Annotated in this window: 14 protein-coding genes, 1 tRNA gene and 1 pseudogene; 12 read left to right on the top strand and 4 right to left on the bottom strand. The window is 66.1% G+C overall.

Annotation, left to right across the window (positions count from 1 at the left end):
• From ACCQ04_RS15210 to queE, 10 genes are all read left to right on the top strand, one after another.
• Positions 1 to 1,119 carry an SMI1/KNR4 family protein gene (locus ACCQ04_RS15210; protein ID WP_226427313.1) on the top strand — a complete coding sequence of 373 codons (1,119 nt, stop codon included), beginning with the start codon at positions 1 to 3 and terminating at the stop codon, positions 1,117 to 1,119.
• 39 nt (positions 1,120 to 1,158) lie between these two features.
• Positions 1,159 to 2,199 (top strand): Holliday junction branch migration DNA helicase RuvB, encoded by a 1,041-nt coding sequence (ruvB, locus tag ACCQ04_RS15205; RefSeq protein ID WP_046346028.1) that lies wholly within the window; start codon positions 1,159 to 1,161, stop codon positions 2,197 to 2,199.
• Between the two features lie 52 nt (positions 2,200 to 2,251).
• Positions 2,252 to 2,710: a tol-pal system-associated acyl-CoA thioesterase gene (gene ybgC, locus ACCQ04_RS15200; RefSeq protein WP_024939950.1), complete on the top strand. Its 459-nt coding sequence runs from the start codon at positions 2,252 to 2,254 to the stop codon at positions 2,708 to 2,710.
• 11 nt (positions 2,711 to 2,721) lie between these two features.
• Entirely contained in the window at positions 2,722 to 3,501 is a 780-nt protein-coding gene (gene tolQ / locus ACCQ04_RS15195; protein ID WP_016904125.1) for a protein TolQ, read from the top strand.
• Positions 3,502 to 3,736: 235 nt separating this feature from the next.
• Complete coding sequence (tolR, locus tag ACCQ04_RS15190; RefSeq protein ID WP_016904126.1) at positions 3,737 to 4,186, top strand: protein TolR; 450 nt, start codon at positions 3,737 to 3,739, stop codon at positions 4,184 to 4,186.
• Positions 4,176 to 5,213, top strand: coding sequence for a cell envelope integrity protein TolA (gene tolA, locus ACCQ04_RS15185; protein WP_226427312.1), 1,038 nt, complete (start codon positions 4,176 to 4,178; stop codon positions 5,211 to 5,213). Before tolR ends, tolA begins: the two co-directional genes overlap by 11 nt.
• Positions 5,214 to 5,489: 276 nt before the next feature.
• Positions 5,490 to 6,809, top strand: coding sequence for a Tol-Pal system beta propeller repeat protein TolB (gene tolB / locus ACCQ04_RS15180; protein ID WP_024939948.1), 1,320 nt, complete (start codon positions 5,490 to 5,492; stop codon positions 6,807 to 6,809).
• A 57-nt stretch (positions 6,810 to 6,866) separates the two neighbouring features.
• Positions 6,867 to 7,385: a peptidoglycan-associated lipoprotein Pal gene (pal, locus tag ACCQ04_RS15175; protein ID WP_016904129.1), complete on the top strand. Its 519-nt coding sequence runs from the start codon at positions 6,867 to 6,869 to the stop codon at positions 7,383 to 7,385.
• A 6-nt stretch (positions 7,386 to 7,391) separates the two neighbouring features.
• Positions 7,392 to 8,210 (top strand): tol-pal system protein YbgF, encoded by an 819-nt coding sequence (ybgF, locus tag ACCQ04_RS15170; protein WP_024939947.1) that lies wholly within the window; start codon positions 7,392 to 7,394, stop codon positions 8,208 to 8,210.
• Between the two features lie 42 nt (positions 8,211 to 8,252).
• A complete protein-coding gene (gene queE / locus ACCQ04_RS15165) occupies positions 8,253 to 8,936 on the top strand; it encodes a 7-carboxy-7-deazaguanine synthase QueE (RefSeq protein WP_226427310.1) in 684 nt (227 codons plus the stop codon).
• A 207-nt stretch (positions 8,937 to 9,143) separates the two neighbouring features.
• Here the strand turns inward: queE and ACCQ04_RS15160 are convergent, their stop codons facing one another.
• A complete protein-coding gene (locus tag ACCQ04_RS15160) occupies positions 9,144 to 10,010 on the bottom strand; it encodes an aldo/keto reductase family oxidoreductase (RefSeq protein ID WP_104589598.1) in 867 nt (288 codons plus the stop codon).
• Positions 10,011 to 10,534: 524 nt separating this feature from the next.
• Between ACCQ04_RS15160 and ACCQ04_RS15155 the strand changes: the two genes are divergently transcribed.
• Positions 10,535 to 10,750, top strand: a complete 216-nt coding sequence (locus ACCQ04_RS15155) for a hypothetical protein (RefSeq protein WP_146009948.1) — start codon at positions 10,535 to 10,537, stop codon at positions 10,748 to 10,750.
• Positions 10,747 to 11,070 (top strand): hypothetical protein, encoded by a 324-nt coding sequence (locus ACCQ04_RS15150; protein ID WP_226427309.1) that lies wholly within the window; start codon positions 10,747 to 10,749, stop codon positions 11,068 to 11,070. Before ACCQ04_RS15155 ends, ACCQ04_RS15150 begins: the two co-directional genes overlap by 4 nt.
• Before the next feature lie 226 nt (positions 11,071 to 11,296).
• On the opposite strand, the gene ACCQ04_RS15145 is transcribed toward ACCQ04_RS15150, so the two are convergent.
• The 3 genes and pseudogenes from ACCQ04_RS15145 to ACCQ04_RS15135 all read right to left on the bottom strand — a co-directional run bounded on the left by ACCQ04_RS15145 (position 11,297) and on the right by ACCQ04_RS15135 (position 13,216).
• A tRNA-Lys gene (locus tag ACCQ04_RS15145) sits at positions 11,297 to 11,372 on the bottom strand.
• A 47-nt stretch (positions 11,373 to 11,419) separates the two neighbouring features.
• On the bottom strand, positions 11,420 to 12,094 hold the full coding sequence (gene queC, locus ACCQ04_RS15140) for a 7-cyano-7-deazaguanine synthase QueC (RefSeq protein WP_039519526.1): 675 nt from the start codon (positions 12,092 to 12,094) through the stop codon (positions 11,420 to 11,422).
• Between the two features lie 228 nt (positions 12,095 to 12,322).
• Positions 12,323 to 13,216, bottom strand: a pseudogene (locus ACCQ04_RS15135) (LysR family transcriptional regulator ArgP).
• Positions 13,217 to 13,288: the final 72 nt, after the last annotated feature.

The raw sequence follows: 13,288 nt of genomic DNA, 5'->3' as shown, positions 1-13,288 counted from the left end.
ATGGCAGCGCTCAAGTGGATGATCTACGGTCGTTCGCCGAGCCTGGCCACCTTCTGGGACGAAGCGCTCAACCTCGGGCGCGTGCCGGCGAGCGAGGCCGCCATCGCAGCGGCGCAAGCGCGGCTCGGTGTACGTCTGCCGGCGTGGCTGCGCAGCCTGTATGCACGCTATGACGGCGGCGCTGTGCAGATGGCGCGTGGCCAGTCGCTTGAGGAACCGGACAACTGGCTCAAGGCCGAATGGCTGATCCCGCGTGCACGCCTGCTTGGCAGTGCGGAATTGTTTTCCTTCGCACAGGTGCGCGCTCGCGAGGACTACCGCGATGACGCATTTGCCGGTCTGGCTGCCGGTAGCGATGACGGCCGCCTGATCGTCATTGCCGCCGATGACCGCACGCCCAGCCGCGCGCTGTGCCTGGACTACTCCGCATCCGATGTTGAGCCCACCGTGGTCTATGTCGACGCAGGCAATAATCGCAGGCTGGCGGAGTTCGCCAACGTGGACGCTCTGCTGTCGCAGTTGGTCGATGTCCACTACTGGTCGCCCGCCTTGCAGGCCAAGCACGATGGGGATGTGGTGCGTTGGCAGCCGCAGCCGCCCGCGTTGACCACGTTCTGGAGCGGCGTCGGGTACTGGAACGAAGGCGGGGCCGCTGCGGACGCCTCTGTGTTGGCTGCCACCGAAGCGCGCCTGGGCGTGCGCCTGCCGGCGTTGTTCAAGCAGCTCTACAGTGTCCAGGACGGCGGCGACACCGGCTGGTGCTGGGTGCCGCGGACCCGCTTTCCCTCCGATCTTTACGTGGATTGGGAATGCGTGCTGGTGGATCGGTATCTGTCGCCGCTGGCGAAGATCGGCAGCCTGCTGGATCTGGCCGCTGCCTTCGAAGACCCCGACGACTTCAGCGCGGCGGCCTGCCTGCACGCCGGCCTGGATCGGGTGCTGGTGCTGTCAAGCCATAACATCGACTGTCTGTTGTGCCTGGACTATCGCGCGCGCGGGCCGCAGTGCGAGCCGGACGTGGTGTATTTCGATCGCTGGGAGGGGCTGGTCCCCACCTGGCGCGCGCCCAGCTTCGACGCGTTCTTCAGTGTGCTGCGGCAGGCCGATCTTGATTGCTAGATGCTGCGCCGCCCGCACGCGGCATGCGAAGATGGCGGGATGACCGAACAGCGCATCATCGCCAGCAGTGCCACCCGCGAAGACGATGCCGCCGATGCGAGCATCCGCCCCAAGCGCCTGGCCGATTATCTGGGCCAGCAGCCGGTACGCGAGCAGATGGAGATCTACATCGAAGCGGCCAAGGCGCGCGGCGAGGCGATGGACCATGTGCTGATCTTCGGGCCGCCCGGTCTGGGCAAGACCACGCTCAGTCATGTCATCGCCAACGAGCTGGGCGTGAACCTGCGCTCGACCTCCGGCCCGGTGATCGAGAAGGCCGGCGATCTGGCCGCGCTGCTGACCAACCTGCAGCCGCACGATGTGCTGTTCATCGACGAGATCCATCGCCTCTCGCCGGTGGTGGAGGAAGTGCTGTATCCGGCGATGGAAGATTTCCAGATCGACATCATGATCGGCGACGGCCCGGCCGCGCGCTCGATCAAGATCGATCTGCCGCCGTTCACCCTGATCGGTGCCACCACCCGTGCCGGCCTGCTGACCGCGCCGCTGCGCGACCGCTTCGGCATCGTGCAGCGGCTGGAGTTCTATTCGCCGCAGGAACTGACCCGCATCGTGATCCGCTCCGCGGCGATCCTGGGCATCGACTGCACGCCCGAGGGTGCGGCCGAGATCGCCCGCCGTGCGCGCGGCACCCCGCGTATCGCCAACCGGCTGCTGCGGCGGGTGCGCGACTTTGCCCAGGTCAAGGCGGCGGGGCATATCGACCTGCCGGTGGCGCAGGCGGCGATGCAGATGCTCAAGGTCGACCCGGAAGGCTTCGACGAGCTCGACCGCCGCATGTTGCGCACCATCGTCGATCATTTCGACGGCGGCCCGGTTGGGGTGGAGTCGCTGGCCGCCTCGCTGTCGGAAGAGCGCGGCACGCTGGAAGACGTGATCGAGCCCTACCTGATCCAGCAGGGCTTTTTGATCCGCACCGCGCGCGGCCGCATGGCCACCCACAAGGCCTACATGCACCTGGGCCTGAAACCGCCACGGGACCGCGCGCCAGGATTCGGCGAGCCGGGAGAGCTGTTCTGATGATGCTCCGTTCATCGCGCGCCCAGGCCGTCTCGACCAACACTCCGTGCCCATGACCGCCGATTCCCGACTCCCGATTCCCCAATCCCCGCCTGTATTCAGTTGGCCGACACGCGTGTACTGGGAAGATACCGACGCCGGGGGCGTGGTCTACCATGCGCGCTACGTCGCTTTCATGGAACGGGCGCGCACGGAGTGGATGCGCGCACTCGGCTACGGGCAGGAGCGCATGCGCCAGCAGCACGATCTGGTGTTCGCGGTCCGCTCGATGCAACTGGATTTCCTCAAGCCGGCCCGGCTCGACGACGCGCTGTCAGTGTCGGCGGTACTGCTGCGATGCAAACGGGCCAGCCTGCTGTTTGCGCAGTCGGTACGTCGCGAGGGCGAAGTGCTGCTGACCGCCGAGGTGCGCATTGCCGCACTCGGCACCAGCGACTTCCGCCCGCGCGGGATGGACGATGCGCTGTATGACGTGTTGAAAGCTCTAGAAACCCCAGAATCCGATTACTGAGGAACAAACGGATGTCGATTGCATTGCTCCTGGCCCTGCAGGACACGGTAGTGGAAGCACTACCGCAGGACGTTGCCGCCGCTGCGGCACAGACCGCCAGCGTGGCGCACAACAGCAGCATCAACTATGTCGATCTGATCCTGCGGGCGAGTATCCCGGTCAAGATCATCGTGCTGCTGCTGCTGATCGGCTCGTTTATCAGCTGGGTGATCATTTTCCGCAAGGCGCGCGCCTTCAAGCAGGCCAACCGCGAGGCGGACGAGTTCGAAAACCGCTTCTGGTCCGGCGCCGATCTGGCCAAGCTCTACGCGTCGGCCACCGACCGTAACCGCACCGTCGGCGGTCTGGAGTCGATGTTCGAGAGCGGCTTCCGCGAGTTCTCGCGGCTGCGCGACCGCCGCCGGCTGGACGGGCGGGTGCAACTGGAAGGCGCACAGCGCGCCATGCGCACCGCCTTCACCCGTGAAGTCGACCAGCTCGAGCGCAATCTCGAATTGCTGGCCAACATCGGTTCCACCGCGCCGTACGTCGGCCTGGTCGGCACCGTGTTCGGCATCATGGTGACCATGCACGACATGGTCAGCAGCGGCGAGCAGGCCGGTATCGCTGCGGTCGCACCGGGTATTTCCGAAGCACTGTTCGCCACCGCCATCGGCCTGTTCGTGGCGATTCCCGCGGTGTGGGCCTACAACCGCTTCACCACCCGTGTGGAACGGCTGTCGGTGCGCTACGAGACCTTCGCCGACGAGTTCAGCTCGATCCTGCAGCGCCAGGCCGGCGCGGACGAGTAATGCGCGTGCCCTGCGACAGCCGGCAGCCAGGCGAATGCCCCGTCACGGCACGCACATCCCGGTGCGTGGACGTGGCAGGTGCGGCGTTCGCACATGCGCGTCTGGCGTGGCGCAGGGATTGGACAGGCAAGCCCCTCGCGACAGCGCGCACACGCATGTGCGATGGATTGGATGGGCGAGTCCCTCGCAAGAGCCCGCACATCCATGTGCGGGGGATCAATAGGAACGTTCCGCGATGATTTCCGGTATTTCCCGCCGTAAGAAGCGCAAGCTCAAATCCGACATCAACGTCGTGCCGTATATCGACGTGATGCTGGTGCTGCTGATCATCTTCATGGTGACCGCGCCGCTGCTGACCCTGAGCACCGACGTCAACCTGCCCAGCTCGCGCGCCAAGGCGCTGGAGAGCAAGCAGGATCCGGTCGTGGTGGTGGTGGCCGCCGACGGCCAGCTCGCATTGCAGCTGCCCAAGGGCAAGCCGCAGGCGATGGACGTGGCGGCGCTGCAGGCGCAACTGGCCGCCATCGTGGCGCAGGACAAGGACGCACGCGTGGTCGTGGCCGGCGATCGTGCCGCGCCGTATCAAAAGATCATGGACGCCATCGACGTGCTCAAGCAGGCCAAGGTCGAGAAGGTCGGCCTGATCTCCGACTCCGGCGGCACTGCAGGCAGCGATGCACGCTGACGCACTCCCCACTCAGACGGCCCGCGAGGATGGCTGGCTGCGGCCGGTCGTGCTGGCCCTGGTCGTGCACGTGCTGGTCGCGCTGGTGTTCATCGCGGGCTGGCTGTGGTCGCCCGAACGCTCGGTCGAGCCGGCCGCGGGCGACCCCAGCATGGAAGCCTCGCTGGACGTGTCCGCCGCCGAAGCGCGCGTTGCGCGCCAGGCGCTGAAGGCCACGCCGGTAGAGGCACCGCCACCGCCGGCACCGCTGCCCGAACCGGCGCCGGAAGACACCGTGCCGCCGCCGCAGCCGATTCCCGAACCGCGTCCGCAGGATGCGCCCACGCCGCAACAGGCGCAGGCGCAGGAACGTGTCGCGCAGCCGGACAAGGTCGACCAGGACCGCGTCGACGCGCTGGCGCTGTCGGCGGAAAAGGCCAAGCAGGAACAAGAGGCCAAGCGCCGTCAGGAGCAGATCGACCTGACCGAGCGTAAACGCCAGGAAGAGGCCGAGCAGAAACTGCGCCTGGCCAAGCAGCAGGAAGAGGCCGACGCCAAGAAGAAGCAGGCCGCCGCGCAGCAGGCTGCCGCCGATGCCGAACGCGAAAAGAAGATCGCAGACATCCGCCGCCAGCGCGAACAGGCCACCAAGGAAGCCGCGCTGGCCGAGCAGAAACTGCGCCAGGTCGCCGCCGCGCGTGCGCAGCAGGCCTCGTCGGCTGCCGCCGCCACCGCGCAGCCGGCCGCAGGGCAGGGCGGTACCAACACCGATCTGTCGGCCAAGTACGCCGCGGCGATCCAGCAGAAGGTGCTGGCGCAGTGGGTGCGCCCGCCGTCGGTGCCGCCGGGCCAGAAATGCAGCATCAACATCCGCCAGTTGCCGGGTGGCACCGTGATGGAGGCCAAGGTGGCGCCGGGTTGCCCTTACGACGAGGCCGGCCAGCGCTCGATCGAGGCCGCGGTGCTGAGCGCGCAGCCATTGCCGTACCGTGGGTTCGAGTCGGTGTTCCAGCGCAACCTGACATTTGTGTTCACCCCCCAGGATTAGTCATCCCCCTGATCCTGGATGGTCGGGGCGCGGCAGCATGACCTGCGCTGCGCCCCTCGTAGGAAGGTAGATTTGCGGGATGTGGCCGACTGCCTGGCGCAGTTCCGGCGGGTGAGTATTGCTGCGCCACCGCACGCAGGCTCGCTCGCTGGCCGCCGGAATGCCCAGTGGGCGACCACTCGCTTCATTTTCACGCTGTCTCGTTCACGATTGCGAGTATGTTCACTCGCTGATTGGTATCCCTTGCACACTTTTCCTGCCCGATCCGAGCCGTCCATGAAAAAACCGCTGCGTTGGCTAGCTGCCTTGACCGCCCTATTGTTGCCGCTGAGCGCGCTCGCGCAACAGCAAGGGCTCACCATCGATATCGTCGGCGGTAGCGCTTCGGCGACGCCGATCACTGTCGTGCCCATGCCGTACCAGGGCTCCGGCACTGCGCCGCAGACCGATGTGTCTGCCGTCGTCGGCGCCGACCTGGACCGTTCCGGTCAGTTCCGCACGCTGCCGGTTGCGCAGATCGTCGAGAAGCCGACCCGCGGCACCGAGGTGCAGTTCCAGACTTGGCGTACGCTCAAGCAGAACTACATTGTGGTCGGCCGCGTGATGGATGCCGGCGAAGGCGCCTACCGCGTCGAGTACGAGCTGTTCGACGTGGCCAAGGGCGAGCGTCTGCTCGGCCTGGCCATGACCGCACGTGCCAATGCGATGCGCGATGTCTCGCACCAAATGGCCGACGCGATCTACGAAAAGATCACCGGCGTGCGTGGCGCGTTCTGGACCCGGATCGCCTATGTGACCGCCAGCGGCAAGGGCGGCGCCATGCGCTATGCGCTGATGGTGGCCGACTCGGACGGCTACAACCCGCAGACCATCGTGCGCTCGGCCGAGCCACTGCTGTCGCCGAACTGGAGCCCGGACGGCAAGAAGCTGGCCTATGTGAGCTTCGAGCGCGGCAATTCCTCGATCTATCTGCAGGACATCGCCACCGGCGCGCGTGAGCTGGTGTCCAGCTTCCGCGGCATCAACGGTGCGCCGTCGTTCTCGCCGGACGGCCGCCGCCTGGCGCTGGCACTGTCGCGCAGCGGCAACCCGGAAATCTACGTCATGGATCTGGGCAGCAAGCAGTTGACCCAGCTGACCAATCACTTCGGCATCGACACCGAGCCGACCTGGGCGCCGGACGGCGGCAGCATTTACTTCACCTCCGACCGCGGCGGTCGTCCGCAGATCTACCAGGTGGCCGCAAGCGGCGGCAGCGCCAACCGCGTGACCTTCCAGGGCAACTACAACGCCACCGCCAGCGTCTCGTTCGACGGCAAGAAGATCGCCGTGGCACAGGGCAGCGGCAACAGCTACCGCATCGCCATGATGGACCGCAGCCTGGGTTCGCCGAGCTGGAGCACGCTCTCGCCGGGGTCGCTGGACGAGTCGCCGAGCTTTGCGCCGAACGCCAGCATGGTGCTGTACGCCGCACGTGAAGGTGGTCGTGGCGTGCTCTACGCCGTGTCCGCCGACGCTCGTGTCCGCCAGCGCCTGGTCCTGGCGGATGGAGATGTGAGAGAACCTTCGTGGGGGCCTTACCGAACCGCGCATTAATGTTAATATTTCGCTGCGTTAAACCACTCATTGGCCCAGAGCCTCCATAGGTATCCCATGAACAAGTCCACCCGCGTCTTGCTTGTCTCCCTGTTGTCCGTTGCCGTGCTGGCCGGTTGTTCGAAGAAGGTGAAGGAAACTCCGCCTCCTGCGACTGACACCACCGCTGGTTCCTCCGTTCCCACCGGCCCGTCCACCTCTGGCCTGTACGGCCCGGGCGACCTGGATACCGATGCCTGCCTGCGCCAGCGCGTCGTCTACTTCGATCTGGATCAGGACTCCCTGAAGCCGGAATTCCAGGCCATCATGGCGTGCCACGCCAAGTACCTGCGTGACCGTCCTTCCTCGCGCATCACCCTGCAGGGCAATGCCGACGAGCGCGGTTCGCGTGAGTACAACATGGGTCTGGGCGAGCGTCGCGGCAATGCCGTGTCGTCGTCGCTGCAGGCTGCCGGCGGTTCCGCCAGCCAGCTGACCGTCGTCAGCTACGGCGAAGAGCGTCCGGTCTGCACCGAAACCAGCGAAAGCTGCTGGTCGCAGAACCGTCGCGTCGAAATCGTGTACACGGCTCAGTAAGAAGCGATGCGCTTTCGAGTGACATCCCTGTTCGTCGCGGCGGCCCTTGTGGTCGCCGCGCCGGCACACGCGCAGCGAGCCAGTCTCGCTGATCGTGTTGCCGTTCTTGAGCAGCAGCAGGCCAACAGCCAGGCCAACAACGATCTCCTCAACCAGCTGCAGCAGGCGCGTTCGGACCTGCAGGGCTTGCGAGCGACCGTGGAGCAGCTGCAGCACGACAACGAACAACTCAAGCAGCAGTCCAAGGATCAGTATCTGGACCTGGACGGACGCCTGAATCGGCTGGAAGGTGCAGGTGGCGCAACCCCGCCATTGCCATCTCCCACCGGCAGCGTCACACCCGCCCCGGCTCCGGCCGCGCGGCCTGCAGCGGCGGCAACTTCCGAGAAGCCGCCCAGCGTGCATGGCGACCCAGGCACCCTGGCCGTCAGCAACGAGGAGCGCACTGCCTACAACGTCGCTTTCGATGCCTTGAAGAACGGCAAGTACGACGATGCCTCGCAGTTGTTCCTGAGTTTTCTGGAGCTGTATCCAAACGGCGTCTACACCCCCAATGCCTTGTACTGGCTGGGCGAGAGTTACTACGCCACCCGAAATTTCCAGCTGGCCGAGGCGCAGTTCCGCGATCTCGTCAGCCGCTATCCCACGCATGACAAGGCCTCTGGCGGCCTGTTGAAGCTTGGCCTGTCGCAGTATGGCGAAGGCAAGAACGATCAGGCCCAGCAGACCTTGCAGCAGGTCGCATCGCAGTATCCCGGCTCCGACGCAGCGCGCGTGGCCCAGGAACGTCTGCAGTCCATCCGTCTCGGCCAGCAACTGCGCTGAGCCCGCGCGTGCGCGCCTTCGGGCGTGACGCATACTTTGCCAATGAACGCCGCCGCCGTCCCCAGCGAGATCGTCCAGTCGCCGCTGCCGCGATTGAAGATCACCGAAATCTTTCTGTCCCTGCAGGGCGAAGCCGAGGCCGCCGGCTGGCCGACCGTGTTCGTGCGTCTGACCGGTTGCCCGCTGCGCTGCCATTACTGCGATACCGCCTACGCCTTCCACGGCGGGGAATGGCATGACATCGATGCGATCGTCGCCGAGGTGGCTAGCCACGGCGTGCGCCATGTCTGCGTGACCGGCGGCGAGCCGTTGGCGCAGAAGCGCTGCCTGGTGCTGCTGCAGAAGCTGTGCGATGCCGGCTTCGACGTCTCGCTGGAGACATCCGGCGCATTGGACGTGTCGGGCGTGGATCCGCGCGTCTCGCGCGTGGTCGACATCAAGACGCCCGCCTCCGGCGAGGAACAGCGCAACCGCTGGGAGAATCTGCCGCTGCTGACCGCACGCGACCAGATCAAATTCGTGATCTGCAGCCGCGCCGATTACGAATGGTCGCGCGAGATTGTCGCCGCGCATGCGCTGGACCGCCGCTGCACGGTGTGGTTTTCGCCCAGCAAGAGCGAAGTGACGCCGCGGGAGCTGGCCGACTGGATCGTGGCCGATCGTCTGCCGGTGCGCTTCCAGATGCAGCTGCACAAGCTGCTGTGGAACGATGAGCCTGGGCGCTAGGCCCGAGCGCTAAGCCCGAGCGATAGAGCGACCGCGCTCACCCAAGAAAGGCTGGCGCGGCCGGTTGCCCGCAATCGGCGTGTACCACGCATCCACTGCGGTTGCTGGCATGCCGTCCGCTCCCGCCTGACGATCAGCCGCAACGCTCAGCTGCTCGCACTGATCCCGAGCGCAAGGCGCTGCTTGCCAGGAGGCAGCCGCCTGCGTTTACGCGGCGATCCTGTTCAATTCTTCGACGGCATCGGCCGGCAGTTTGAGTTCCGCCGCGAACAGATTGGCGCGCAGATGCGCCACCGACGAGGTCCCCGGAATCAGCAAGATGTTGGGCGAGCGCTGCAGCAACCACGCCAGTGCCACCTGCATCGGGGTTGCGGCCAGGCGCTGGGCAACAGCGGCAAGCGTGGACGATTGCAATGGCGAAAAGCCACCGAGCGGGAAGAACGGCACGTAGGCGATGCCGTCGCGCGCGAGCGTGTCGACGATTTCGTCGTCGTGTCGATGCGCGATGTTGTACATGTTCTGCACGCAGACGATGTCGGTCATGGCGCGTGCTTCGGCCACCTGCGCTGCGGTGACGTTGCTGATGCCGATGTGCCGCACCAGGCCATCGCGCTGCAGCTTGATCAAGGCCGCCAGTTGCTCGGCGATCGAGCCTTCTGCCGGCTCCTGCGCCTTGAACATCACGCGCAGGTTGACCACCTCCAGCGTTTCAAGCCCCAGGTTGCGCAGATTGTCGTGCACCGCCTCGACCAGTTGCTGCGGCGAGAAGGCAGGTAGCCAGGAACCATCCGTGCCGCGCGCGGCGCCGATCTTGGTGACGATGGTCAATTCCTGCGGGTAGGGATGCAGTGCCTCGCGGATCAGCTGATTGGTGATGTGCGGCCCGTAGAAATCGCTGGTGTCGATATGGTTGACGCCCAGCGCGATGGCTTCGCGCAGCACCGCCAACGCACCGTCGCGGTCCTTGGGCGGGCCGAACACGCCAGGCCCCGCGAGCTGCATTGCGCCGTAGCCGATGCGGGTGAGCTTGCGGTCTCCAAGCAGAAACGTTCCGGCTTTTTCGATGTTGGTCATGGCATGGCGCTCGCGTGTCGTTGAGCCAACAACGATAGGAAACGTGGCGCGGCATGTGAATTCGCATTTGCCGCGGCGCCAGTCCACTCCCGCCAGGGCTTGTGGCATATGGGCGCAGCCGCAGCGCCCCGGGCCGATCGTCCGGCGGGATGTGCTGGAGTTTCAGGTTTTGCTGGCTACGCGGGCAGTGCTTTCGCCGCGTTTCTTCGCGGCCGAAGCCGCCGCGTTGCACGTTCTGCATTGACAGGCGCCAAGCGGCGGCGCGAGTATGCCAACGTCGCCGCACAATCGGCGGCCGGGATTGGCGTCCCGAACCAAAAGGCGCACCAGCGCCCATCGACCGATGCACGGCGCTTTTTTATCGCCCGCATCGTCGCGGGCGCATGCCGGCCAGTTTTATGGCGGGCGGTGCGCGGGGGCCGCAAGGCCCACCGGGTCCTTTTGGCCGGCACGCCAACCGCGTACCGTCCGCCACCCCGATTGGCGTCTGGGTGGCGGATTCCAAAACACAAAAGGAATCCAGCATGTCTCACGACACCCATGAAGCACCCACGTCTGTGGCGTACCAGGTCGTCCATGATGTGGGGCCGATCTTCAATGCCCGCGAAGGGACGCGTGCCGCCTGGCGAAGCCCTAATGCCCATCTCGGCGTCGCAGGTAAGGCTGTGCATGCGCTCACGCTTGCCGGCGCCGATGCAATCGCTAGCGTCGATAGCGCGTTGACGGAGCCGCAGCGATGAGCCTGGGCAAACAGTTCCGCGTCTGCACGGGCGTCGTCCTTAGCTTTGAGATGATGCAGGGCTATGTGCTGGCCATGCTGCATTCCGACGCGCAGCCCGATGCCTCGCCCGTCCTGATCGCCTGCGAAGCCACCGGCTTTGACGACATTTTGCCGGGCGGCGATGCACAGAGCGTTGTGCTGGGCCACCTGCATGTCTGCATGCGTGTGGATGCTGCAGTGGACGTCCTCAGCTGGCTGCACAAGCAGGCACGCGCCGCAGGAGCTGCGCGACGAACGCGGCGCGTGCAATCGCGTATCCAGAAGACGGGAGCCACGTGATTGGCGAGAACGCCACGGCCGCCTGCGCCGGGCCCACGACCTGCAAGATGACACGCGCGATCGGCAAAAGAGGAGCCGGCGTTGACGGCGGCGCGCCAGTTGCGGCAGATGGTGGATGCCATCCGACTTCGCGGCCGTGACGCGGAGCCCCGGCGACGCAGGTCCCGGCAACTTCCGGCGGGCACAAAAAAAGCGCCTTTGGCGCTCTTCAAGTTGCTGATTTGATTGGTGGGCCGTGATGGATTCGAACCATCGACCAAAAGATTAAAAGTCTTCTGCTCTACCGACTGAGCTAACGGCCCACTGTCCCGGCAGTGCGCCGGGGTGCGCATTCTACCCTACAGCGGCGTCAAGGCGAAATGGCGTAGTGGGTGGGGTCCGCGACGCCGGCGTCGGCGAAACCGGCGGCACGCAGGCGGCAGGCGTCGCAGTGGCCGCAGGCGCGTCCGTCGGCGTCGGCGCGGTAGCAGGACACGGTCAGGCCGAAGTCCACGCCCAGGCGCACGCCTTCACGCACGATGTCGGCCTTGCTGAGGAACTGCAGCGGTGCGTGCACGCGCAGGCCGGCGCCTTCCACGCCGGCCTTGGTGGCCAGGTTGGCCAGCACTTCGAAGGCGCGCACGAATTCGGGACGGCAGTCGGGGTAACCCGAATAATCGACCGCGTTGACGCCGCAGAACAGGTCGTTGGCGCCGATCACCTCGGCCCAGCCCAGTGCCAGCGACAGCATGATGGTGTTGCGCGCCGGCACGTAGGTGACCGGGATGCCGTCGCCACCGGCATCGGGCACGTCGATGTCGTCGGTGAGCGCCGAGCCGCCGATGCTGCGCAGGTCCACGTCCACCACCTTGTGCGCGATGACGCCCTGCGCCGCGGCCACGCGCGCGGCGGCGTCCAGCTCGGAGGTATGGCGCTGGCCGTAGCGCACGCTCAAGGCATGCACGGCAAAGCCCTGCTCCTGCGCAAGCGCGATGACGGCAGCGGAATCCATGCCCCCGGACAACAGAACAACGGCTTTTTTCATGACGGATCGGCAATCACAACGGAATAGGCGGAAAGGCTAGCAGGCTCGGCGTGGCACGGCGACCCGGCTGTCGCTGCGGCGGCAGCGGGATGCCGGGCAACGCGGCTGTGCCAAGCGTGCGCGGGCAGGGCAGCGATGTACCTGCAGGCCAATCCGGTGCGACAGCCTGCCGGCAGTTGCGCGCCTCGGGCATCGTGTTTTGCCGGCGTCGGTGCGGCACGGCCGCTCTCAGCGCAGGCTCGCAGCCGCGGCCTTGCGCAGGGCCTGGCCCAGCTGCTGCAAGGCGCTCGAGCGCACTGCGGCGCATTGCCAGTACAGCGGCACATCGAGCCAGCGTGTCGGGTCGATGATGACCACCTGCCTGTCGCGCACGGCAGGCACGACCATCGATTCCGGTGCCAGACACCAGCCGAGTCCGCGTGCGGCCGCTTCGACGAAACCGGTCGAGGTCGGCAGGTAGTGGATCGGCGGCGCCACCTGTGTGCGGGTGATGCGGCGGACGAAGCGGGTCTGCAGCGTGTCCTTTCGGTTGAACACCAGCATCGGTGCGTGGGCCAGGGCCGCTGCGCTGAAGCCCTGCTTGAAATGCGTCGCAACGAATGCGGCCGATGCGATGGCGTGGTAACGCATCACTCCCAGCGCCTGCACATTGCAGCCCTGCAGCGGCTTGCGCTCGGCGGTGACGGCACCGAGCACCGCCCCGGAGCGCAACAGCTCCAGGGTGTGGTCCTGGTCGTCCATCTGCACATCGAAAAGGACGCCGTGCTCCCGGTGCAGCGCCGACAGCGCCGTTAGGAACCAGGTCTGCAGCGAGTCGTCGTTGACGGCGATGGCCAGCGTGCGCGGATGCCCGGCGCTGCTGTCGCCAGGGAGGAGGTCGGCGATCGCTTCGGATTCCAGGACCTGCATCGGCTTTACCCGGCGCAGCAGGCGCTCGCCGACCGGGGTAGGGCGGCAGGGGGCCTTGCGGATCACCAGCACCTAGCCGAGCCGGTCTTCCAGCGCCTTGACCCGCTGCGAAATTGCCGACGGCGTTACCGACAGCCGCTGCGCAGCGGCGTCGAAGCTGCCCTCCTCGAGAACGGCAGCGAATGCGGCCAGTTGCGGATGCAGAAGATCCATGGCGTTCGGCAGGATTAGAAATTCTAAGCAGGATACAGAAGATTTAGTTTTCCTAATTGCAGCGGAACGCCC

The organism is Xanthomonas sp. NCPPB 2866, from assembly GCF_041475745.2.
Classification (GTDB): Bacteria; Pseudomonadota; Gammaproteobacteria; order Xanthomonadales; family Xanthomonadaceae; genus Xanthomonas; species Xanthomonas arboricola.
Note: the sequence above shows the minus strand (reverse complement) of the source record. Positions and strands in the feature narration are given on the sequence as shown.